The sequence below is a fragment of the Pantoea sp. B623 genome, assembly GCF_024814475.1.
In the GTDB taxonomy this organism is placed as follows: domain Bacteria; phylum Pseudomonadota; class Gammaproteobacteria; order Enterobacterales; family Enterobacteriaceae; genus Pantoea; species Pantoea ananatis.
Window position 1 is genome coordinate 2,755,548 of record NZ_JANUXM010000004.1, and the last position, 22,082, is coordinate 2,777,629.

Consider the following 22,082-nt stretch of genomic DNA (forward strand, 5'->3'; position numbering starts at 1 on the left):
AAAAAGGTTGCCAGCATGTAATGCCACCAGGACAATGTGCTCCACCATTGTTATCGGTAACATGGCAGACTGACTGAACTTGCCGGAGTAAAAAATGACCACGCAATCTTCGCCACATCACGTTTTTATTCTGATGGGTGTTTCAGGCAGCGGTAAATCCGTTGTCGCTAACCAGGTTTCTCACCAGTTGAACACCGCGTTTCTCGACGGTGATTTTCTTCATCCGCGTGCCAATATCCTGAAAATGGCAGAAGGCCATCCACTGGATGATAACGATCGTCTGCCCTGGTTACAGGCTCTGAACGACGCGGCTTTCGCGATGCAACGCACCCAGGCCATTTCCATCATCGTCTGTTCAGCCCTGAAAAAGCATTACCGCGACATTCTTCGTCAGGGCAATGACAACCTGCGTTTTGTGTATCTGAAAGGGGATTTCGATACCATCGAAGCCCGTCTGAAGGCGCGTAAAGGCCACTTCTTCAAGCCGCAAATGCTGGTGACGCAGTTTGCCACCCTGGAAGAGCCGGGCAGTGATGAAAAAGATGTGCTGGTCGTGGATATCGCGAACCCGCTGGATGAGGTTGTGGCGGCGACGGTTGCGACCATCAAGGACGCCATTAATCAAGGCTAGGCCATGAATACCGCAACACTTATTTTAACCGCAGCAGGCTCTGTCCTGCTGCTGCTCTTTCTGGTGATGAAAGCCCGCATGCATGCCTTTCTTGCCTTGATGCTGGTTTCAGTCGGAGCCGGGCTGTTATCCGGTATGCCACTGGATAACATCGCCGAAACCATGCAGAAAGGCATGGGCGGCACGCTGGGCTTTCTGGCAATTGTGGTGGCGCTGGGCGCGATGTTCGGCAAGATCCTGCATGAAACCGGTGCCGTTGACCAAATTGCGGTTCGCATGCTCAAGACCTTTGGCGAAAACCGCGCCCACTTTGCCATGGGAATCGCCGGGCTAATCTGCGCCTTACCGCTCTTCTTTGAAGTTGCCGTGGTACTGCTTATCAGCATTGCTTTCGCCGTCGCCCGACGCACGGGGGATAATCTGGTGAAGCTGGTGATACCGCTGTTTGCCGGAGTGGCCGCCGCCGCGGCCTTTCTGCTGCCGGGGCCTGCGCCCATGTTGCTGGCGTCTCAGATGCACGCAGATTTTGGCTGGATGATTTTAATCGGCCTGTGCGCTGCGCTGCCGGGCATGCTGATTGCCGGGCCGCTGTTTGGTAATTATATCGCCAGACGCGTTTCGTTCAGCGCGCCTCCTGAAGATCATCAGCCGGATATTGATGAAAACAAGCTGCCCTCTTTTGGTTTTAGCCTGGCATTAATCCTGTTTCCTCTCGTGCTGGTCGGGTTAAAAACCATTGGCGCACGCTTCACCACGGAAGGCACCGCGCTTTATCAATGGCTGGAATTTATCGGCCATCCTTTTATCGCCATTCTGCTGGCCTGCCTGGTGGCTATTTACGGCCTGGCTTATCGTCAGGGCATGGAAAAAGAGAAAGTGATGCAGATTTGCGGCAGCGCACTGCAGCCAGCGGGCATTATTTTGCTGGTGATTGGTGCAGGCGGCGTCTTTAAACAGGTACTGGTCGATTCCGGCGTAGGGCCTGTGCTGGGAAATGCCCTGACCGGTGCCGGGCTGCCCGTTGCGCTGGCCTGTTTTATTCTGTCTGGGGCGGTCCGGGTGATTCAGGGATCGGCCACGGTCGCCTGTTTGACGACAGTGGGACTGATCATGCCTGTGATTGAGCCACTGCATTATAACGGCGCGCAGCTGGCGGCCTTGTCCATCTGTATCGGTGGCGGTTCCATTATTATCAGCCATGTTAACGATGCAGGTTTCTGGTTGTTTGGGCGATTTACCGGCGCCACGGAAGGGGAAACCTTAAAGACGTGGACATTGATGGAGACCATTTTGGGCACCGTCGGTGCCGTAGTCGGCATGATCGCCTTTACGCTGCTTTCCTGATGCGTTGTAACCGGGCAGGGCTGCCCGGTTACAATCGACCATGGTTACAACTTCAGATACACGCGAATCCCGTCTAAGAACATCTGCGTTGCCAGCATAATCAGTATCAATCCCATCAGACGTTCCAGCGCATTAACGCCCTTATCGCCCAGCAGCCGAAGAAACAGGCCTGACAACAGCAGAATCATGACCGTTACGCCCCAGGCAATGAGCAGGGCACCCACCAGATGCGACATTTGATTGGGATACTGATGCGACAGCAGCATCAGGGTCGCCAGCAATGACGGCCCTGCCACCAGGGGAATCGCCAGCGGCACCAGAAAAGGCTCTTCTCCCGCCGGTAAGCCCGTGCTACTGCTTTCAGGTGACGGGAAAATCATTTTGATGGCGATTAAAAACAGGATGACGCCACCAGATATGGACACGGTTTCAGTACGCAGGTTGAGAAAGGCCAGAATTCGCTCGCCGGTAAACAAAAACAGCAACATGATGATGAGCGCAATCAGCATTTCACGAATAAGCACGACTCGCCGACGTTTCGGTTCCAGATGCTTTAAAACCGACATAAAAATCGGCAAATTGCCTAAGGGATCCATTATTAACAACAATAATATTGTTGCCGAGATCATTTCAGTCATTCGTTTTACGTCTTCTCGTTATAGATAAAGTCAGGTTATTAGCGGTGTTGCTGAAAAAGTTGGCCTGATTACATTAATTCACTTGCCAGAAAAGCTGCATTTTGTAGAGTAAATCATCACAGGCAGATCTGATTATTACGCAGAGTGGCGTGAGAGTACCACGACACTTTTCCCTTCGATAAGAAAGTCAGGTGTTTATCATCCTGAAACGGACATGACATGAAGAATGTAGGTTTAGTTGGTTGGCGCGGTATGGTTGGCTCAGTGCTGATGTCCCGCATGAGCGAAGAACGGGATTTTGATGTGATCAATCCGGTCTTCTTCTCCACCTCGCAGCACGGTGAAGCGGCCCCGACGTTTGCAGGCAAGCAGCAGGGTACGTTGCAGGATGCCTTTGATATTGAGGCGTTGAACGCGCTGGATATCATTATCACCTGTCAGGGCGGTGACTACACCTCTGAGATCTATCCAAAACTGCGCGCCAGCGGCTGGAATGGCTACTGGATCGATGCGGCGTCAACGCTGCGTATGAAAGACGATGCCATCATTATTCTCGATCCGGTTAACCATCAGGTTATTCGTCAGGGCATCGACAGCGGCGTAAAAACCTTTGTTGGCGGTAACTGCACCGTCAGCCTGATGTTAATGTCGCTAGGCGGTCTGTTTGCACAGGATTTGGTGGAATGGGCCTCAGTGGCAACCTATCAGGCGGCATCCGGCGGCGGCGCGCGTCATATGCGCGAACTGCTGACGCAGATGGGCATGTTGCACGATCACGTGGCGACTTCTCTGCAAAACCCGGCTTCGGCGATTCTGGATATTGAGCGAAGCGTAACGGATTTCACCCGCTCTGGTACGCTGCCAACGGATAACTTTGGCGTGCCGTTGGCGGGCAGCCTGATTCCGTGGATCGACAAGCAACTCGAAAACGGTCAGAGCCGCGAAGAGTGGAAAGGTCAGGCCGAAACGAACAAAATTCTGGCGACCCCGCGCGTCATTCCGGTTGACGGGCTGTGCGTCCGCGTGGGCGCGCTGCGCTGCCACAGCCAGGCCTTTACGCTGAAGCTTAAAAAAGACCTGCCGCTGGCGGAAATTGAGCAACTGCTGGCTTCCCACAATGAATGGGTGAAAGTGGTGCCTAACGATCGTGAACTCACCCTGCGTGAACTCACCCCAGCCGCCGTGACCGGTACGCTGAATACACCGGTAGGACGTCTCCGCAAGTTGAATATGGGGCCAGAATATCTTTCTGCCTTTACTGTCGGCGATCAGCTTCTTTGGGGCGCTGCCGAGCCGCTGCGTCGCATGTTGCGTTTGCTCATCGACTAAATCTGAAAGCATCAAAAGACCGGACTTGTCCGGTCTTATTCCCATAAATCACTGCAAATTGTTCTACTGTTACGATCGCTAAGTGATCCGCTTCCCCTTTTTGCCTGTCCAGAAATAAATTTTTGCTTATCTGCTCTTATAACCGCTGTCATCAAGCTATGATTTAACAAGGGTGCGCCGCGAGTTAACTGTTTTACTTTATTAACTAAATGGTTGTTGTAGATGGGAAAGACATTTTTTCGAGGAACGTACTGGCACTGTTTTTCACCGATGTCCATCAAACCGATGAGGCGGATAAATCATATCTGACTGGCAGCGCTTAACCCGCGATGCTGGCGGCTTCGCTCTGCGCTAAAACCCGGCGGCGCCTGAGATACGCGGTGCAGCAGCTGGGCGGTAAAACGTCCTCCTCCCGGCCGGTCTTTCCGAAAAAAAGAACGGCTTAAGCGGAATGGCGGGCTCTTAGCGAAAAGTGGCCGGTTTTTATTAAATAAGATGAAACGCGAATCTGTTATACATTAATATAATTTAATTTTTTGCGGGGCGGTTCGCAAAAATAAAAGGCGGGTGTTCTCTCTTAAAAACGGTCTTACATCAGATGATGTAGGTGATGACTGCCTTTTTTAGCCAGGGCCGGCTTGCACGTGAAAGTAAAAGTTATTTAATGTCTGGAGGCTTGCCGGATGGGCATCTGGCGGTACTACGGGCTTTGCATTGAGCAGACAGGCTTGATGCTAACTGGTTGTGATTTAAGGAGGCGCGTGGTGAGGAGCGTTTCGTTTTGACACCCACGCCGCTGTACTCATGGCTCAATGAAGAGCAGCGCAACAGACCTGCGATAACACGACGTCGTGGTCTTTTCGCCTGCCAACTATCACAGGAAGAAAGTCATGTCAGAGCTACCCGATCGCCAGGCGATCAATGCCCTTTTTGCGGGTAATTATTCCGACCCCTTTTCACTGCTGGGGATGCATAAAACCGAAAATGGTCTTGAAGTGCGTGCGCTGCTTCCGGAAGCCCTGGAAGTCTGGGTCATTGAAACCTCAACAGGACGCAAACTGGTCCAACTGAAGTGTGATGATTCTCGTGGTTTTTTCAGTGGCGTCGTTCCTCGTCGTAAAAATCCGTTTCGCTATCAACTGGCGGTTAACTGGCACGGCCAGCAGAACCTCATTGATGATGCCTACCGCTTTGGCCCTTTGTTGCAAGAGATGGACTTGTGGCTGCTGGCAGAAGGCACGCACCTGCGGCCCTATGAAACGCTGGGCGCCCACGGCGACGTCATTGATGGTGTGATTGGTACGCGTTTTTGTGTCTGGGCACCTAACGCACGCCGCGTATCGGTTGTCGGTGATTTCAACTTTTGGGACGGCCGTCGTCATCCGATGCGTCTGCGTCAGGAAATGGGCGTCTGGGAGCTGTTTGTTCCCGGCGCCGTTAACGGGCAACTCTATAAATTTGAAATCATCGATGCCCATGGACAGCTCCGTATCAAGGCCGATCCTTTAGCATTTGAAGCACAAATGCGTCCGCAAACCGCATCAATGATTTGCGGCCTGCCCGAAAAAGTGGAGATGTCGGCCTCACGCAAAGCGGCAAATGAGTTTGATAAACCCATCTCTATCTACGAAGTGCATCTGGGATCGTGGCGTCGCCATACTGATGACAACTTCTGGCTCAGTTACAAAGAGCTGGCTGAACAGCTGGTGCCTTACGTTAAAGAGATGGGGTTTACCCATATCGAGCTGCTGCCCATTAACGAACATCCGTTTGACGGCAGTTGGGGTTATCAGCCGCTCGGTATGTACGCGCCCACCCGCCGTTTCGGTACCCGTGATGAATTCCGCTACTTTATCGACAGCGCCCATGCCGCAGGGCTGAATGTGTTACTGGACTGGGTGCCAGGCCATTTCCCGAGCGATGATTTTGGTCTGGCGAAGTTTGATGGCACCGAACTGTATGAGCACAGCGATCCGCGTGAAGGTTACCATCAGGACTGGAATACACTGATTTACAACTTTGGCCGTCGGGAAGTCAGTAACTTCCTGGCAGGCAATGCACTGTACTGGATGGAGCGCTTCGGTATTGATGGCCTGCGTGTCGATGCGGTGGCTTCAATGATCTATCGTGATTACAGCCGCGCCGAAGGCGAGTGGATCCCCAATCAATACGGTGGTCGCGAAAATCTCGAAGCCATCAATTTCCTGCGTTATACCAACCGTACTTTGGGACACGTCGCCCCAGGTTCAGTGACGATGGCTGAAGAGTCCACAGACTATCCTGGTGTTTCACGACCGCCTGAAGGTGGCGGCCTGGGGTTCTGGTACAAATGGAACTTGGGCTGGATGCATGACACGCTGGACTATATGAAACTCGACCCGGTACATCGCCGCTACCATCATAATCTGATGAGCTTTGGCATCATGTACAACTACAGCGAAAACTTCGTCCTGCCGCTGTCGCACGATGAAGTGGTGCACGGAAAACGCTCTATTCTTGATCGCATGCCGGGAGATGCCTGGCAAAAATTCGCTAACCTGCGTGCCTACTACGGCTGGATGTGGGCGTTTCCGGGTAAGAAGCTGTTATTCATGGGCAACGAATTTGCGCAGGGCAAAGAGTGGAATCACGATGTCAGCCTTGACTGGCACCTGCTCGAAGGTGAGGACAACTGGCATCACGGCGTTAAGCGTCTGGTGCGCGATCTGAACCATACCTATCAGCATTACACCTCCCTGCATCAGCTTGATTTCGATCCAGCGGGGTTTGAGTGGCTGGTTGTTGATGATGCAGAGCATTCCGTCTTTGCGTTTGTACGTCGCGACCGTGATGGCAATGAAGTGATTGTTGTCAGCAACTTTACCCCTGTCCCGCGTCCGGGCTATCGCTTCGGCGTGAACCAGGCGGGCAGCTGGCGCGAAGTGCTTAATACCGACCAGCATGAATACCACGGCAGCGACGTGCGCAATCATCTGGTGCACACCGATCAGCAGGAAAGTCATGGCCGCCCGCAATCGCTGAGCCTGAATTTACCGCCACTGGCGACGGTATGGTTCGTGCGGGAGGGGGAATGATATTACGTGCCGGACATCCCCAACCGCTGGGTGCCAGCTACGATGGGAAAGGGGTCAATTTTACGCTGTTTTCCCATCACGCTGAGCGTGTTGAACTGTGCCTGTTCGATGAGAACGGCCTTGAGCAGCGCGTTGAACTCACTGAGCGAAGCGGCGATATCTGGCACGGCTATCTGCCCGGACTCAAGCCCGGACAGCGTTATGGCTATCGGGTACACGGGCCGTGGGCGCCCCAGCAGGGGCACTTTTTTAATCCTGCCAAACTGTTAATCGATCCCTGCGCCAGAGCAGTGCAGGGCGATGTCCCCGACGATCCGCGCTTTCACTGCGGGTATGGCGAGCCTGATGGTCGTGATAACGCCGCCCTCGCTCCCAAGAGCATTGTCGTGACGGACGATTTCGACTGGCAAGGGGATGTGCCGCCGCGCACGTCGTGGGGCGATAGCGTCATTTACGAAGCGCATGTCCGCGGTCTGACGCAGCTGCATCCCGGCATTCCCGAACCCCTGCGCGGCACCTATGCTGCTCTGGGCCATCCGGTGATGGTGGATTACCTGCTGAAAATGGGCATCACCGCCATTGAGCTCCTGCCCATTGCGCAGTTCGCCAGCGAGCCTCGCCTGCTGCGCCTGGGACTGACTAACTACTGGGGTTATAACCCCTTTGCCCTCTGGGCTGTCGATCCCCGCTATGCATCGGGTCAGGATGGCCTGTCTCCTCTGCAAGAGTTTCAGCAGGCGGTAAAGCGTCTGCACGCTGCCGGGATTGAGGTGCTGCTGGATGTGGTGTTTAACCACACGGCGGAACTGGATGACACCGGACCGACGCTTTCCTTTCGCGGCATTGATAACGCCAGCTATTACTGGCTGGACGAACAGGGCGATTATCACAACTGGACCGGCTGCGGCAATACCCTGAACCTCAGCCATCCGCAGGTAATGAACTGGACGCTGGAGGCGCTGCGCTACTGGGTGCGCGTCTGTCACGTCGATGGTTTCCGCTTTGATCTTGCGCCGGTGCTGGGTCGCGAACCGGATTATCACCGCGATGCGGCTCTGTTTGAGGCCATTCGCGCCTGTCCGATACTGTCAAAAGTCAAACTGATCGCCGAGCCCTGGGATATCGGTCCAGGCGGTTATCAGGTAGGCAATTTTCCTGCGCCCTTTGCAGAATGGAACGATCAATTTCGCGATACGACCCGGCGCGCATGGCTGCATGGTGACGTCAGCCTGGGGGAATTTGCCTGCCGGTTTGCCGCGTCAAGCGACCTTTTTCAGCATGACGATCGCAGGCCACACGCGACCATCAATCTGATTACCGCTCACGATGGTTTTACCCTGCGCGACCTCGTGAGTTTCAACAATAAACATAACGAAGTTAACGGTGAAGAAAACCGTGACGGGCATGGTAACAACTATAGCCACAATCATGGTACAGAAGGTCTGGAGAGCAGTGCGGAGGTGGCGCAGCGTCGGCGCCGCAGCATGCAAGGGCTGCTGACCACGCTGCTGCTTTCTCAGGGAACGCCCATGCTGCTGGCGGGAGACGAACGGGGTCAAAGTCAGCAGGGCAATAACAATGCGTATTGCCAGGACAATCCTCTGAGCTGGCTCAACTGGCACGATGACGAAAAAGCGCTGGTCGATTTTACGGCGTCGCTGATTCAACTGCGCAAGCGAATTCCTGCACTCACAGCAGATCGCTGGTGGCAGAACGATGACGGCAATGTTCAGTGGCTGGACGCCCAGGGTAATCCCGTAGATGAAGCTGGCTGGAAGCAGGGCATGTGTAGCCTGCAGATTCTGCTTTCAGACCGCTGGTTAATAACAATAAATGCGACAGATTCGATATGTGATATCGCCTTACCAGACGGAGAATGGCACGTCCTTCCTCCTTTCACCGGGGAATGTCACCCCATCCGGTTAACTGTCTGGCATGGTCCCGCACACGCTGTGTGTGTGTTCCAAAAGCAATGATAAGGAGTCAGACATGGTCAAATTAGAAAGAGCAGAACATCTCATGCTGGCGCGCCAGCTCCCTACACAAACCGTTGCCCTTGTACTGGCTGGTGGACGCGGTACGCGTCTGGTCGATCTTACCGCTAAGCGTGCCAAGCCCGCCGTTCACTTTGGTGGCAAATTCCGCATTATCGACTTTGCACTTTCCAACTGTGTGAACTCAGGGATTCGCCGCATTGGGGTCATTACGCAATACCAGTCTCATACGTTAACTCAACATATTCAGCGTGGTTGGTCTATCTTCAACGAAGAGATGAATGAATTTGTTGACCTGCTACCTGCGCAGCAGCGCTTCTCGACGGAGCAATGGTATCGCGGAACAGCGGATGCAGTAACACAGAACCTTGACGTTATCCGACGCTATGGCGCGCAGTACGTCGTCATCCTGGCCGGTGATCATATCTATAAGATGGATTACTCAAGGATGTTGCTGGACCACGTGCTGAACGATGCGCGATGCACCATCGCCTGTCTGCCCGTGCCGGTGCATGAGGCGACCGCATTTGGTGTGATGGCCGTCGACGAAAACAATAAAGTAATCGATTTCGTAGAGAAGCCGCCGAAGCCACCGACAATGCCGGGCGATGACACCAAATCGCTGGCCAGTATGGGAATTTATGTCTTCGACGCCGAATACCTCTATGGCTTGCTGGAAGCCGACCTGCATGAAGCGGGTTCAAGCCACGATTTCGGCAAAGATATTCTGCCAAAAGTGGTCGCGAGTGGAGAGGGCTACGCCCATTCGTTTGCGATCTCTTGTGTGCAAAACGATCACGAGGCACCGCCCTACTGGCGGGATGTGGGTACGCTGGAAGCCTACTGGCGCGCCAACCTTGATTTAGCCTCTGTTACACCCGAGCTGGACATGTACGACAGCACCTGGCCGATTCGGACGCACATGGAACCTTTGCCACCGGCAAAGTTTGTTCAGGACCGTTCCGGCAGCCATGGTATGACGATGAACTCACTGGTCTCCGGTGGCTGCATTATCTCGGGATCGGTGGTGGTGAATTCGGTCATGTTTTCCCGCGTGCGGGTGAACTCATTTTGCAATATCGATTCAACGGTACTGCTACCTGATGTGGTAGTCGGCCGATCCTGTCGTCTGCGCCGCTGCGTCATTGACCGCGCCTGTGTGCTGCCAGAAGGGATGGTGATTGGTGAAAACCCTGATGAAGACAGCCGCCGGTTTTTCCGTTCAGAAGAAGGCATTGTACTGGTTACGCGCGCCATGCTGGCCAAACTAAATAGCGCGGGATCATAAACGACAAGCGGCACACAACCCATCGGCACGAGGATCGTGCCTGGTAACTTAATGAGGTCGAGGATGCAGGTTTTACATGTCTGTTCAGAACTTTTCCCGCTGCTGAAAACGGGCGGGCTGGCTGATGTAGTCGGAGCATTACCTCAGGCACAAATTGCGGGTGGAACAGATACGCGTGTGTTGTTACCCGCGTTTCCTGCATTACGTAAAGGAATACCCGATACGCAGGTGGTTGCGGAACTGCAAACCTTTGCCGGTCCGGTGCGCCTGCTTTTTGGGCGATTCGATGGGGTAGGTATCTATCTTATCGACGCTCCCGATCTCTACGATCGGCCGGGCAGTCCTTATCATGATGAATCGCAGTTTGCCTACGTCGACAACTATTTGCGCTTTGCTTTACTGGGATGGATGGGCTGTGAGTTAGGCTGCGGGCTGGATAGCTACTGGCGACCGGATATTGTTCATGCACACGACTGGCATGCGGGTCTGACGTGTGCTTATCTGGAGGCGCGTGGCCGTCCGGCTAAGTCTGTCTTCACCGTGCATAACCTGGCTTATCAGGGGCTTTTTTCGGCGCACCATTTGGATCAGATTCAGCTGCCACAATCGTTTTTTAACATGTTTGGTCTGGAGTTCTTTGGCCAGATCTCTTACCTGAAGGCCGGCTTGTTCTACGCCGACCACGTGACGGCAGTCAGCCCAACTTACGCGCGTGAAATTACGACGCCAGAGTACGGCTATGGCATGGAAACGTTGCTGGCACAGCGTATGCGTGAAGGTCGCCTGAGCGGCGTTCTGAACGGCGTGGACCCGGCTATTTGGGATCCTTCTCACGATCTGTTGCTGAGCTCCCGCTACAACCGGGATACGCTGGAAGCTAAAGCGGAAAACAAGCGCCAGCTGCAGGTTGCGATGGGACTGAAGGTTGACGATAAAGCACCGGTGTTTGCCGTGATCAGCCGCCTGACCCGGCAAAAAGGGCTGGATCTGGTGCTGGAAGCGCTGCCGGGTTTACTGGCGCAGGGCGGACAGCTGGTGCTGTTAGGACAGGGTGATGCTGAGCTGCAGCAGGGCTTTCTGGCCGCCGCCGCCGAACATCCCGGCAGCGTGGGCGTGCAGATTGGCTACCACGAGGCATTCTCGCATCGCATCGTTGGTGGGGCCGATGTCATTATGGTACCGAGCCGTTTTGAGCCTTGCGGCCTGACACAGCTCTATGGACTGAAATACGGCACGCTGCCACTGGTCCGCCGCACGGGCGGGCTGGCGGATACGGTCAACGACAGTTCGCTAGAAAATTTAGCGGATGGCATTGCCAGTGGGTTCAGTTTCGAAGACAGTAATGCCTGGTCCTTATTAAGGGCCATTCGTCGCGCTTTTGTGTTGTGGTCTCGTCCTTCACTGTGGCGTTATGTGCAGCGTCAGGCGATGGGAATGGACTTTAGCTGGCAGGTTGCCGCTCAAGCCTACCGCGATCTTTACCAACGTTTGTTGTAACGGATTGGGAAACAGAAAATGAATACACCATTCACTTACGCTTCACCTACGTTGACGGTTGATGCCTTAAAGCACTCAATCGCTTACAAACTGATGTTCACCATTGGTAAAGACCCTTCGATTGCGAACAAACATGAATGGCTCAACGCCGCGTTGCTGGCCGTGCGCGATCGCATGGTAGAGCGCTGGCTGCGTTCTAATCGTGCTCAACTTTCCCAGGATGTGCGTCAGGTTTATTACCTGTCGATGGAATTCCTGATGGGCCGCACGTTGGGCAATGCGCTACTGGCCATGGGGATCTACGACGATCTCAATCTGGCACTGGACGAAATGGGCCTCGATCTGGCCGAACTCATGGAAGAAGAGAACGATCCCGGCCTGGGCAACGGGGGTTTAGGCCGTCTTGCCGCCTGCTTCCTGGATTCTCTGGCTACGCTGGGCATGCCCGGACGCGGCTACGGCATCCGCTATGATTACGGCATGTTCAAACAAAATATTGTGGACGGCGAGCAGAAAGAGTCTCCGGATTACTGGCTGGAATACGGTAACCCGTGGGAGTTTCAGCGCTTCAACACCCGTTATAAAGTTCGCTTCGGTGGCCGCGTTCAGCACGAAGGTGCCAAAGTGCGTTGGCTGGAAACCGAAGAAATTCTCGCCATGGCCTACGATCAAATTATCCCTGGCTACGACACTGACTCGACCAATACGTTACGTTTGTGGGGCGCGCAGGCCAGTAACGAAATCAACCTGGGTAAATTCAACCAGGGTGACTATTTTGCGGCTGTGGAAGATAAAAACCACTCAGAAAACGTGTCGCGCGTGCTTTATCCCGATGACTCGACCTATTCCGGGCGTGAGCTTCGTTTGCGTCAGGAGTACTTCCTGGTGTCAGCTACCGTGCAGGATATCCTGAATCGCCACTGGATGATGCACCGCACCTGGAACAATCTGGCTGATAAAATCGCCATTCACCTTAATGACACACATCCGGTGTTAGCGATTCCTGAGCTGATGCGGTTGTTGATTGATGAGCATAAATTCACCTGGGATGATGCGTTTGATGTGTGCTGCCAGGTGTTCTCTTACACCAACCACACGTTAATGACTGAAGCCCTGGAAACCTGGCCGGTAGATATGATCGGTAAGATCCTGCCGCGTCATCTGAGCATCATCTTTGAAATCAACGACTTTTTCCTTAAAACGATTCAGGAATACTATCCAGACGACTGGGATCTGCTGTCGCGTATTTCGATCATCGACGAGAACGACGGGCGTCGGGTACGTATGGCCTGGCTGGCTGTTGTTGTCAGTCATAAGGTTAACGGCGTTTCTGAACTGCACTCGAACCTGATGGTTCAGTCCCTGTTTGCCGATTTCTCGCGGCTGTTCCCAGGCCGATTCTGTAACAAAACCAACGGTGTAACGCCACGTCGCTGGCTGGCGCTGGCTAATCCGCCACTGTCAGAATTGCTGGACGAACAAATTGGCCGTAACTGGCGCACCGATCTAAGCCAGCTCAGTGAACTCAAAAGCTGTGTTGATTATCCTGCATTTATTGAGAAAGTGGCTGAAGCCAAGCTGGAAAACAAAAAACGTCTGGCGATCTGGGTGGCGAAGAATCTGGATGTCGTTATCGATCCTAACGCGCTGTTTGACGTACAGATTAAGCGCATCCATGAGTACAAGCGCCAGTTGCTTAACGTTTTGCACGTGATTACGCGCTACAACCGCATCAAAGCCGATCCGGACGCCGAGTGGGTGCCGCGTGTTAACATCTTTGCAGGTAAAGCCGCGTCCGCTTACTACGTTGCCAAGCACATTATTCATCTGATTAACGATGTGGCTAAGGTCATCAACAACGATCCTCAGGTTAAAAACAAACTTAAGGTCGTATTTATTCCTAACTACAGCGTGAGTCTGGCGCAGATTATTATTCCTGCTGCCGATCTCTCTGAGCAGATTTCAACGGCAGGTACCGAAGCATCGGGTACCAGTAATATGAAATTTGCGCTCAACGGCGCGTTGACTATCGGCACGCTGGACGGGGCCAACGTTGAAATGCTGGAGCATGTGGGTAAAGAGAACATCTTCATTTTTGGTAACACAACGCCGCAGGTCGAAGCCTTGCGTAAAGCAGGTTATAACCCGCGTAAATACTATGAAGAAGATGCAGAGTTGCATCAGGTGCTGACTCAGTTGGCCTCAGGCGTCTTTAGTCCGCAGGATCCCGGCCGTTACCGTAATCTGTTCGATCTGCTGGTCAACTTCGGCGATCATTATCAGCTGTTGGCAGATTACCGCAGCTATGTGGATACGCAGGATAAGGTTGATGAACTGTATCGCCAGCCGGATGTCTGGCAGCACCGGGCGGCTATGAACATTGCTGGCATGGGCTATTTCTCGTCTGACCGTACGATTCAGGAATATGCGGATGAGATTTGGAATATTTCGCCGGTAAGGTTGTAGTTTGGCGGTAACGTTTCTGCTCTGAGCATGTTCCCCCCGCAACGGTTGTGCACCTGGCAGGTGTGGGGGCACGGTCTTGCATTGAGCAGGTTCCGCCCGCCAGGCGCCGGGGAGTTTCAGCCTGTCCGTGCAGGCGGTCGGGTTAAGGGGCTCGCGCCAGCCCCTTAACAATCCCGGCGTCCGGCAGCCGCCGCTGTACCTTCGTCACTCACTGCGGCCTGACGGACCGTCCGGATGCGCCATCCCTGGCGCAGCCGTCCTCGTCGCGGCTTCCGTGCCGCGCCGTCCTGGCCTCCGTTCTCTCCTCAGCGCGGCGGATGCCTCCGGAAAACCCCTGCCTGTGAGGGCTTATTCATCATTGGGTTTGGCTCTGCCTGTGAGGCGGTGAGCATACCGTTATGCTCTGAGCAGGTTCCGCCCGCCAGGCGCCGGGGAGTTTCAGCCTGTCCGTGCAGGCGGTCGGGTTAAGGGGCTCGCGCCAGCCCCTTAACAATCCCGGCGTCCGGCAGCCGCCGCTGTACCTTCGTCACTCACTGCGGCCTGACGGACCGTCCGGATGCGCCATCCCTGGCGCAGCCGTCCTCGTCGCGGCTTCCGTGCCGCGCCGTCCTGGCCTCCGTTCTCTCCTCAGCGCGGCGGATGCCTCCGGAAAACCCCTGCCTGTGAGGGCTTATTCATCATTGGGTTTGGCTCTGCCTGTGAGGCGGTGAGCATACCGTTATGCTCTGAGCAGGTTCCGCCCGCCAGGCGCCGGGGAGTTTCAGCCTGTCCGTGCAGGCGGTCGGGTTAAGGGGCTCGCGCCAGCCCCTTAACAATCCCGGCGTCCGGCAGCCGCCGCTGTACCTTCGTCACTTACTGCGGCCTGACGGACCGTCCGGATGCGCCATCCCAGGCGCAGCCGTCCTCGTCGCGGCTTCCGTGCCGCGCCGTCCTGGCCTCCGTTCTTTCCTCAGCGCGCCGGATGCCTCCTGAAAACCCCTCGCCTGTGAGATTTTCTGTTTTTCCAAAAGGCTGGTTTTGTCTGTTATTAACAGCATGCAATGGAATTCTGATGAAACAAAAAATGAACACTAATGGGGCGGATGCTTTTATGACACCTGAAGCGATACGGAAGTTGGTCTTAACCCAGAGACTGAAGCGGGGGAGTGGGCCGGCCTTCCCGTCCCGCTGAGCGGACGCAGGATTTCCGGATGAGCCGACAGGACGTCGGCGAAAGTCAGGCCGCGCCAGGGACGGCGCGTCCTGGCGGTCCGGCAGAAATCCTGAAGCAGCGAAGGCACCGCGCAGCGGCGGGTGGGCAGGACGGGAGCCGGGGGTCAAGGGGCCGCGGCGACTGGCGGCCCCTTGTCGGTCGCCCGCACGGGGCGGACTGAAACTGCCCGCCGCCTGGCGAGCGAAACCTTCTCAGAGTTACATAACTGGACGCCGCTCAGGCAACCAACCAAAAGCCACGTTCATGCAATGAACCTCAACACGTTGCCGCGCAGGCAAAAAAAAGCGGCACAACAGGCCGCAAACTGTTGCACCGCGCTTTCTGCGCTGACGCGCGACTACGATGCCAGCGACAGCGTAGGCTTCGCCTTAGCCGCCAGCCATTCGGCAATGCGTGCCTGCTGGGCTTCGTTCAGCCACATACCTTGCTTGGTACGGCGCCAGATAGCGTCATCCACTTCACGCACCCACTCATGCTGCACAAGGTAACGTAACTCCGCCTCATAAAACTCATGACCGAAGTTTTCACCCAGGTCTTCCAGCGATGTCGCATCTTTAAGCAGCACTTCGGTGCTGCTACCGTAAGTGCGGGCGTAGTGACGTGCCATGTTTTCAGTAATGAACGGGTAACGACGGCGCAGGCTGGCAGCGTAATCGTCGCTGCTGCCGGAAATATTACCGCCGGGCAGCACGCAGTTTTTAGTCCATGCTGCGCCCGCATCAGGATAATACTTCGACAGCTTCTCCAGCGCATGCTCGGCCAGTTTACGGTAAGTCGTTAATTTACCACCGAAAACGGACAGCAGCGGCGTCTGACCGTTGTCATCGCGGACATCCAGGGTGTAATCGCGAGTGATCGCCTGCGGCGAATCGGACTCGTCATCACAAAGCGGACGCACGCCGGAATAGGTCCACACAATGTCGTCAGGCGTCAGCTGCTTTTTGAAATGGCCGTTGTACACCTTCAGGATGTAGTCGATTTCATTATCATCAATAGCGACGTTTTTCGGATCGCCTTTATATTCCACGTCGGTGGTGCCGATGATAGAAAACTCATCCATCCACGGAATGACAAACACAATACGGTTATCTTCGTTTTGCAGGATATAAGCCTGCTTCTCATTGTGAACGCGCGGCACCACAATATGGCTGCCTTTGATCAGGCGAATACCGTAAGGCGATTTCAGCTCCAGGCCATCGTCGAAGAACTGCTTAACCCATGGACCGGCGGCGTTGACCAGGCCTTTGGCCTGCCAGGTGAAGGTTTTGCCGCTGTCGATATCCTCAGCTTCTACCATCCACAGGCCGTTCTCACGCCATGCGCGAGTCACGCGAGTGCGGGTACGCACCTCACCACCATGTTTAACCACTTCCTGCGCATTGAGTACCACCATTCGGGCATCGTCCACCCAGCAGTCGGAATACTCAAAACCGCGCTTAATTTCAGGCTTAAGTGCAGACTCTGCACCAAAGCTCAGGCTTTTACTGCCCGGCAGACTCGTGCGCTTGCCCAAGTGATCGTACATAAACAGACCGGTACGGATCATCCACGCCGGACGCAGATGCGGGCGGTGTGGTAAGCGAAAGCGCATTGGGAACGCGATATGGGGTGCCATCTTTAACAGCACTTCGCGCTCGGCCAGCGCTTCGCTCACCAGACGGAATTCATAATGTTCAAGGTAGCGCAGGCCACCGTGAATCAGCTTTGAGCTGGCGGAAGAGGTCGCGCAAGCCAGGTCCCGCGCCTCTAGCATTAACACCGACAGTCCGCGTCCTGCAGCGTCTGCTGCGATGCCAGCACCGTTGATGCCGCCGCCGATAACGATCAGGTCTTTGGTTTCCACGTTGTCTCCTCCGATGTTCGGAATAGTTCACTTATGTTCGTTTTCGAGCATAATCATAATCGCAAACCAACATTGATGCCAGTATTTAACCACCTAAAAACAATTTTGCGTGATATGGATAACATTATCTGGGCGCAAAGGTGAATAGCCGTAGTGATTGTCAGGTTATTGGTGAGGATTATCAGGTTACACTAGACGTCATTTTGATGATGTTATGAGAGACACCATGGAAACTTACCAATGTATTGATGTTCATCAGGCTCAACAGCGGCTGGCACAAGGCGCAGTAATGGTGGATATCCGCGATGCGCAAAGTTTTGCTCTTGGTCATGCCAACGGCGCCTTGCATTTATCGAATAACAACCTTAATGATTTTATCAGTTCAACCGATACAAGCCTGCCGGTGCTGGTAATGTGCTATCACGGCAACAGCAGTAAAAGTGCAGCGGATTATCTGCACGCCCAGGGATTTACCACTGCTTACAGTATTGATGGCGGGTTTGATGCCTGGCGCGCCGCCTTCCCTCAACAGGTGACCAGTGGCGCTGAGTGACTGGTCAGGCGTAACACGGAGAGTGAGTAATGCGCATTACCCAATTTAACCAGCCGCGCATGGCGCAGGCTTTTGTTGACTATATGGCAACGCGCGGCGTGAAATTGCGTATTGAACGTGAAAGTCATTACGTCATTATGCTGGATGATGAAAGCCAGCTTTCGATGGTCGAAAACGAACTTCAGCAGTTTGTGCGCGATCCCAACCATCCGCGCTACCAGGCGGCAAGCTGGCACAGTGGTAAAACCGACAGCGGGTTGCGCTATGAGCGAAGCAATATCTGGGCAAACATCCGTGAGCGTGCCGGGCCGTTGACCATGGTGGTTATGTTTGCCTGTATTGCGGTATTTGTGCTGATGCAGGTACTGGGCGATCGTACCGTAATGTACTGGCTGGCGTGGCCAGATGCCGATCAACATTTTGAGATCTGGCGCTGGTTCAGCCATGTGCTACTTCACTTTTCACTGTTGCACATCCTGTTTAATCTGATGTGGTGGTGGTATCTCGGTGGAGCCGTAGAAAAACGTCTGGGCAGCGGTAAGCTTTTTGTTATTTTTATCATTTCTGCACTGCTCAGCGGCTGGCTTCAGTCGAAATTTAGCGGTATCTGGTTTGGCGGCCTGTCCGGTGTGGTCTATGCGCTGATGGGATACTGCTGGCTGCGCGGTGAACGCGATCCCGACAGCGGTGTTTATCTGGAGCGTGGGTTAATCGGCTTTGCACTTGTCTGGCTGGTGGTGGGCTGGTTTGGTGCATTTGGTCTGGCTATCGCTAACGCAGCACACGTTGGTGGCCTGCTTGTCGGACTGGCAATGGCGTTTGTCGACACACGCAAGCGTAAACGGTAGTCACAACGAATAAGAATAAGCCCGAAACAGGAGAGGAATGTGAAGCAGACGCAACGTCATGACGCCATTATTGATCTGGTTCGGCGTCAGGGATATGTCAGTACTGAGGAGCTGGTCGATCATTTCGAGGTCAGCCCACAAACGATTCGTCGTGATTTAAACGACCTTGCCGATCAAAATAAAATTCAGCGCCACCACGGCGGCGCGGCCTTGCCTTCCAGTTCAGAGAATACCGCCTGGCAGGATCGTAAGATGATGTGGTCAGCAGAAAAAGCGCGTATCGCACAGCGAGTGGCCAGCCAGATACCGGACGGGGCGACGCTGTTTATCGATATCGGTACCACACCAGAAGCCGTGGCACATGCGTTGTTAAACCATAGCGATTTACGCGTGGTGACCAATAACCTGAACGTGGCAATGCTGTTGATGGGCAAGCCGGATTTCAGGGTTATTATCGCTGGTGGAGAAGTGCGTACCCGTGATGGCGCAGTCATGGGGGAAGCGACGCTGGACTTTATTTCACAGTTTCGTCTTGATTACGGCATCCTCGGGATCAGCGGCATCGATATGGACGGATCGCTGCTGGAGTTTGACTACCACGAAGTCCGTACCAAACGCGCCATCATCGAAAACTCCCGCTGTGTCATGTTGGTGGTAGACCACTCGAAATTTGGCCGTAACGCGATGGTCAATCTGGGGAATATGAGCCAGCTCGACTATCTCTACACCGATAAGATGCCGCCTAACAGCATCATGAAAGTTATTGAACAGCATGAGGTTCACCTCGAACTCTGCTGAGACCTGCACGCCAGTCAGATCACTGGCGTTTTTCAAACCTGCCTGTCGCTTTTTTCTCCACTCGCGTATTTAATTAACATGGCCGCCAGCAATATGGCTGGCCCATGCGCATTCCATTTTTGCTTTACCCATATGGATACAAAAGGGAGTGATATGCCACAGCAGAAATTCAACAAATCCCGTTTTCAGGCTGCGTTAACCCGCCACTGGCAGCATCTTGGTTTCTCGTCCGCAAAACAAATGACGCCGCGCCAGTGGTGGCAGGCACTGAGTGCCACGGTCAACGAATTGCTCAACGCCCAACCGGCGGTCCGGGGCGCGCAACCCCAGCGTCACGTTAACTATCTCTCAATGGAGTTTCTGCTGGGGCGCCTTACAGGAAATAACCTGATGAATCTGGGGTGGTACGACGAGGTCAAATCCCTGCTGGCGGAATACCAGGTTGAGTTAAGTGAATTACTGGAAGAAGAAGTCGATCCGGCATTGGGTAACGGTGGCCTGGGCAGGCTGGCTGCCTGTTACATGGACTCAATGGCAACGGTGGGCCAACCCGCTACCGGGCACGGGCTTAACTACCAGTACGGTTTGTTTCGCCAGCGTTTTGCAGAGGGAAAACAGGTCGAGGAACCCGATGACTGGGCGCGCGAGACGTACCCCTGGTTTCGGCATAATGCTGCGCTGGATGTCCGCGTCGCGATGGGCGGAAAAGTCATCAAGCAGGATGACGGGCGTAAAGTGTGGGAGCCCGCCATTTATCTTCGTGGAGAAGCCTGGGATTTACCGGTAACGGGTTATCGCAATGGCGTCACCCTGCCGTTGAGGCTGTGGAAAGCGACAAGTGAGCATCCCTTTGACCTGACCCTGTTCAACGACGGTCAGTTTTTACAGGCTGAGAAGCAGGGGATTGATGCCGCCAGCCTGACCAAAGTGCTCTATCCCAATGATAACCATCAACAGGGCAAACGCCTGCGTTTAATGCAGCAGTATTTTCAGTGTGCCTGTGCGGTGGCCGATATTCTGCGTCGCCATCATCAGGCGGGCAGAAGCATTCATGCGCTGCCTGATTTTGAGGTCATTCAGCTTAACGATACGCATCCCACTATCGCCATTCCGGAGATGCTGCGCCTGCTGCTGGATGAGCACCAGCTAAGTTGGGACGAGGCCTGGCATATCACGAGTCGTGTGTTTGCTTACACCAATCACACCTTAATGCCCGAAGCCCTGGAGCGCTGGGATGAGAAGCTGATGCGCAGCCTGCTGCCGCGCCACATGATGATCATCAAAGAGATCAACCGTCGTCTCAAACAGCAGGTTAAGCAGCGCTGGCCTGATGACAAAGCGCTTTGGAACAAGTTAGCTGTGGTCGCCGAGGGGCAGGTCAGAATGGCCAATCTTTGCGTTGTCAGTGGCTTTGCGGTGAATGGCGTGGCGGCCCTGCATTCCGGGCTGGTCGTGACGGATCTTTTCCCCGAGTACCATCAGCTCTGGCCGCAGAAGTTTCATAACGTCACCAACGGCATTACGCCGCGCCGCTGGATAAAGCAGTGCAATCCTGCGCTGGCTGGCCTGATTGATGACACCCTGAAGCGTGAATGGGTCAACAACCTGACCGCGCTGCAGGGCCTGGAGCCTTACGCCGACGATCCCGTTTTCCGTGAGCGTTTTCGCGCGGTTAAGCAACACAACAAAGCGCGGTTAGCCACCTATATTGCTCAGCACACCGGCATTGTGGTTAATCCAAACGCGATTTTTGACGTGCAGATTAAGCGGCTACATGAATATAAACGTCAGCATCTGGGTCTGCTCCATATTCTGCACTGCTATAAAAACGTCCGCGACAACCCCAATGACGCCAGTATCATCCCCAGAGTGTTTCTGTTTGGGGCAAAGGCGGCACCAGGCTACTACCTGGCAAAGAACATTATCTATGCCATTAACAAGGTGGCAGAGGTGGTGAACAACGATCCGCTTGTCGGCGACAAGCTGAAGGTGGTCTTTATTCCGGATTACCGCATCACGGCCGCCGAATACCTGATTCCCGCCGCCGATCTGTCAGAGCAGATTTCCACCGCAGGCTATGAAGCTTCCGGCACCGGCAACATGAAACTTGCACTGAATGGCGCGCTGACTATCGGCACGCTGGATGGCGCCAACGTGGAAATTGCGGAGCAGGTAGGGGCAGAAAATATCTTTATTTTTGGCAATACCGTGGATGACGTTAAAGCCCTCAAGGCCGGAGGCTACAAACCGCAAAAAGTCCGTAAGCACAACAAGGAACTGGATGAACTGTTGAGATCACTGAAAAAAGGAACGTTCAGTCATGGCGATAAGCATGCATTCAACCTAATGTTGGATAGCCTGACAAAAAATGGCGATCCCTGGCTGGTGCTGGCGGATTATCAGGCCTATATCGATGCGCAGAAACGGGTTGAGGCCTTGTGGCGCGATCGGGAAGCCTGGACGCGCGCCGCCATTCTCAACACGGCGCGAACCGGTATTTTTAGTTCGGATCGGTCGATTCGGGACTATCAACAGCGCATCTGGCAGGCGCAACGCTAAGGAATTG

14 protein-coding genes are annotated in these 22,082 nt (G+C 54.3%); 12 read left to right on the forward strand and 2 right to left on the reverse strand.

Going from position 1 to position 22,082, the window contains the following annotated elements:
* Positions 1-94 precede the first annotated feature (94 nt).
* Both gntK and gntU read left to right on the forward strand, forming a co-directional pair.
* Positions 95-631 (forward strand): gluconokinase, encoded by a 537-nt coding sequence (gene gntK / locus NXS97_RS14545; RefSeq protein ID WP_014604836.1) that lies wholly within the window; start codon positions 95-97, stop codon positions 629-631.
* Between the two features lie 3 nt (positions 632-634).
* The gene (gene gntU / locus NXS97_RS14550; RefSeq protein ID WP_028715885.1) at positions 635-1,975 is read left to right on the forward strand and encodes a gluconate transporter; all 1,341 of its coding nucleotides are present in this window, start codon (positions 635-637) and stop codon (positions 1,973-1,975) included.
* A gap of 44 nt (positions 1,976-2,019) precedes the next feature.
* Here gntU and NXS97_RS14555 read toward each other — a convergent pair whose 3' ends face one another.
* Complete coding sequence (locus NXS97_RS14555) at positions 2,020-2,613, reverse strand: YhgN family NAAT transporter (protein WP_006121032.1); 594 nt, start codon at positions 2,611-2,613, stop codon at positions 2,020-2,022.
* Between the two features lie 219 nt (positions 2,614-2,832).
* Here NXS97_RS14555 and asd point away from each other — a divergent pair, with 219 nt between their 5' ends.
* The 6 genes from asd (at position 2,833) to glgP (ending at position 14,261) form a co-directional block, all read left to right on the forward strand.
* Positions 2,833-3,942 (forward strand): aspartate-semialdehyde dehydrogenase, encoded by a 1,110-nt coding sequence (gene asd, locus NXS97_RS14560; protein WP_013027540.1) that lies wholly within the window; start codon positions 2,833-2,835, stop codon positions 3,940-3,942.
* A gap of 890 nt (positions 3,943-4,832) precedes the next feature.
* The gene (gene glgB / locus NXS97_RS14565) at positions 4,833-7,016 is read left to right on the forward strand and encodes a 1,4-alpha-glucan branching enzyme (RefSeq protein WP_105083355.1); all 2,184 of its coding nucleotides are present in this window, start codon (positions 4,833-4,835) and stop codon (positions 7,014-7,016) included.
* Complete coding sequence (glgX, locus tag NXS97_RS14570; RefSeq protein ID WP_235193337.1) at positions 7,013-8,992, forward strand: glycogen debranching protein GlgX; 1,980 nt, start codon at positions 7,013-7,015, stop codon at positions 8,990-8,992. Before glgB ends, glgX begins: the two co-directional genes overlap by 4 nt.
* Positions 8,993-9,005: 13 nt before the next feature.
* Positions 9,006-10,298, forward strand: coding sequence for a glucose-1-phosphate adenylyltransferase (gene glgC, locus NXS97_RS14575; protein WP_014604839.1), 1,293 nt, complete (start codon positions 9,006-9,008; stop codon positions 10,296-10,298).
* Between the two features lie 63 nt (positions 10,299-10,361).
* On the forward strand, positions 10,362-11,795 hold the full coding sequence (glgA, locus tag NXS97_RS14580; protein ID WP_014604840.1) for a glycogen synthase GlgA: 1,434 nt from the start codon (positions 10,362-10,364) through the stop codon (positions 11,793-11,795).
* 18 nt (positions 11,796-11,813) lie between these two features.
* The gene (gene glgP, locus NXS97_RS14585) at positions 11,814-14,261 is read left to right on the forward strand and encodes a glycogen phosphorylase (RefSeq protein ID WP_013027535.1); all 2,448 of its coding nucleotides are present in this window, start codon (positions 11,814-11,816) and stop codon (positions 14,259-14,261) included.
* A 1,550-nt stretch (positions 14,262-15,811) separates the two neighbouring features.
* Here the strand turns inward: glgP and glpD are convergent.
* Entirely contained in the window at positions 15,812-17,317 is a 1,506-nt protein-coding gene (gene glpD, locus NXS97_RS14590; protein WP_015699383.1) for a glycerol-3-phosphate dehydrogenase, read from the reverse strand.
* Between the two features lie 226 nt (positions 17,318-17,543).
* Between glpD and glpE the strand changes: the two genes are divergently transcribed.
* The 4 genes from glpE (at position 17,544) to malP (ending at position 22,075) form a co-directional block, all read left to right on the forward strand.
* Complete coding sequence (gene glpE / locus NXS97_RS14595; protein WP_014604842.1) at positions 17,544-17,870, forward strand: thiosulfate sulfurtransferase GlpE; 327 nt, start codon at positions 17,544-17,546, stop codon at positions 17,868-17,870.
* Positions 17,871-17,899: 29 nt separating this feature from the next.
* Entirely contained in the window at positions 17,900-18,718 is an 819-nt protein-coding gene (gene glpG, locus NXS97_RS14600) for a rhomboid family intramembrane serine protease GlpG (RefSeq protein ID WP_013027532.1), read from the forward strand.
* 39 nt (positions 18,719-18,757) lie between these two features.
* Positions 18,758-19,516 carry a DeoR/GlpR family transcriptional regulator gene (locus NXS97_RS14605; RefSeq protein WP_013027531.1) on the forward strand — a complete coding sequence of 253 codons (759 nt, stop codon included), beginning with the start codon at positions 18,758-18,760 and terminating at the stop codon, positions 19,514-19,516.
* A gap of 153 nt (positions 19,517-19,669) precedes the next feature.
* Positions 19,670-22,075 carry a maltodextrin phosphorylase gene (malP, locus tag NXS97_RS14610; protein ID WP_105083419.1) on the forward strand — a complete coding sequence of 802 codons (2,406 nt, stop codon included), beginning with the start codon at positions 19,670-19,672 and terminating at the stop codon, positions 22,073-22,075.
* The last annotated feature ends 7 nt before the right edge of the window (positions 22,076-22,082 follow it).

Excerpts from the sequence above, each read along its gene's own strand:
- gntK (WP_014604836.1), top strand. The coding sequence starts at position 95 with ATGACCACGCAATCTTCGCCACATCACGTTTTTATTCTGATGGGTGTT.
- glgA (WP_014604840.1), top strand. The coding sequence starts at position 10,362 with ATGCAGGTTTTACATGTCTGTTCAGAACTTTTCCCGCTGCTGAAAACG.
- glpE (WP_014604842.1), top strand. The coding sequence starts at position 17,544 with ATGGAAACTTACCAATGTATTGATGTTCATCAGGCTCAACAGCGGCTG.
- glgC (WP_014604839.1), top strand. The coding sequence starts at position 9,006 with ATGGTCAAATTAGAAAGAGCAGAACATCTCATGCTGGCGCGCCAGCTC.
- glpG (WP_013027532.1), top strand. The coding sequence starts at position 17,900 with ATGCGCATTACCCAATTTAACCAGCCGCGCATGGCGCAGGCTTTTGTT.
- asd (WP_013027540.1), top strand. The coding sequence starts at position 2,833 with ATGAAGAATGTAGGTTTAGTTGGTTGGCGCGGTATGGTTGGCTCAGTG.
- gntU (WP_028715885.1), top strand. The coding sequence starts at position 635 with ATGAATACCGCAACACTTATTTTAACCGCAGCAGGCTCTGTCCTGCTG.
- malP (WP_105083419.1), top strand. The coding sequence starts at position 19,670 with ATGCCACAGCAGAAATTCAACAAATCCCGTTTTCAGGCTGCGTTAACC.
- glgB (WP_105083355.1), top strand. The coding sequence starts at position 4,833 with ATGTCAGAGCTACCCGATCGCCAGGCGATCAATGCCCTTTTTGCGGGT.
- glgP (WP_013027535.1), top strand. The coding sequence starts at position 11,814 with ATGAATACACCATTCACTTACGCTTCACCTACGTTGACGGTTGATGCC.
- NXS97_RS14555 (WP_006121032.1), bottom strand. The coding sequence starts at position 2,613 with ATGACTGAAATGATCTCGGCAACAATATTATTGTTGTTAATAATGGAT.
- glgX (WP_235193337.1), top strand. The coding sequence starts at position 7,013 with ATGATATTACGTGCCGGACATCCCCAACCGCTGGGTGCCAGCTACGAT.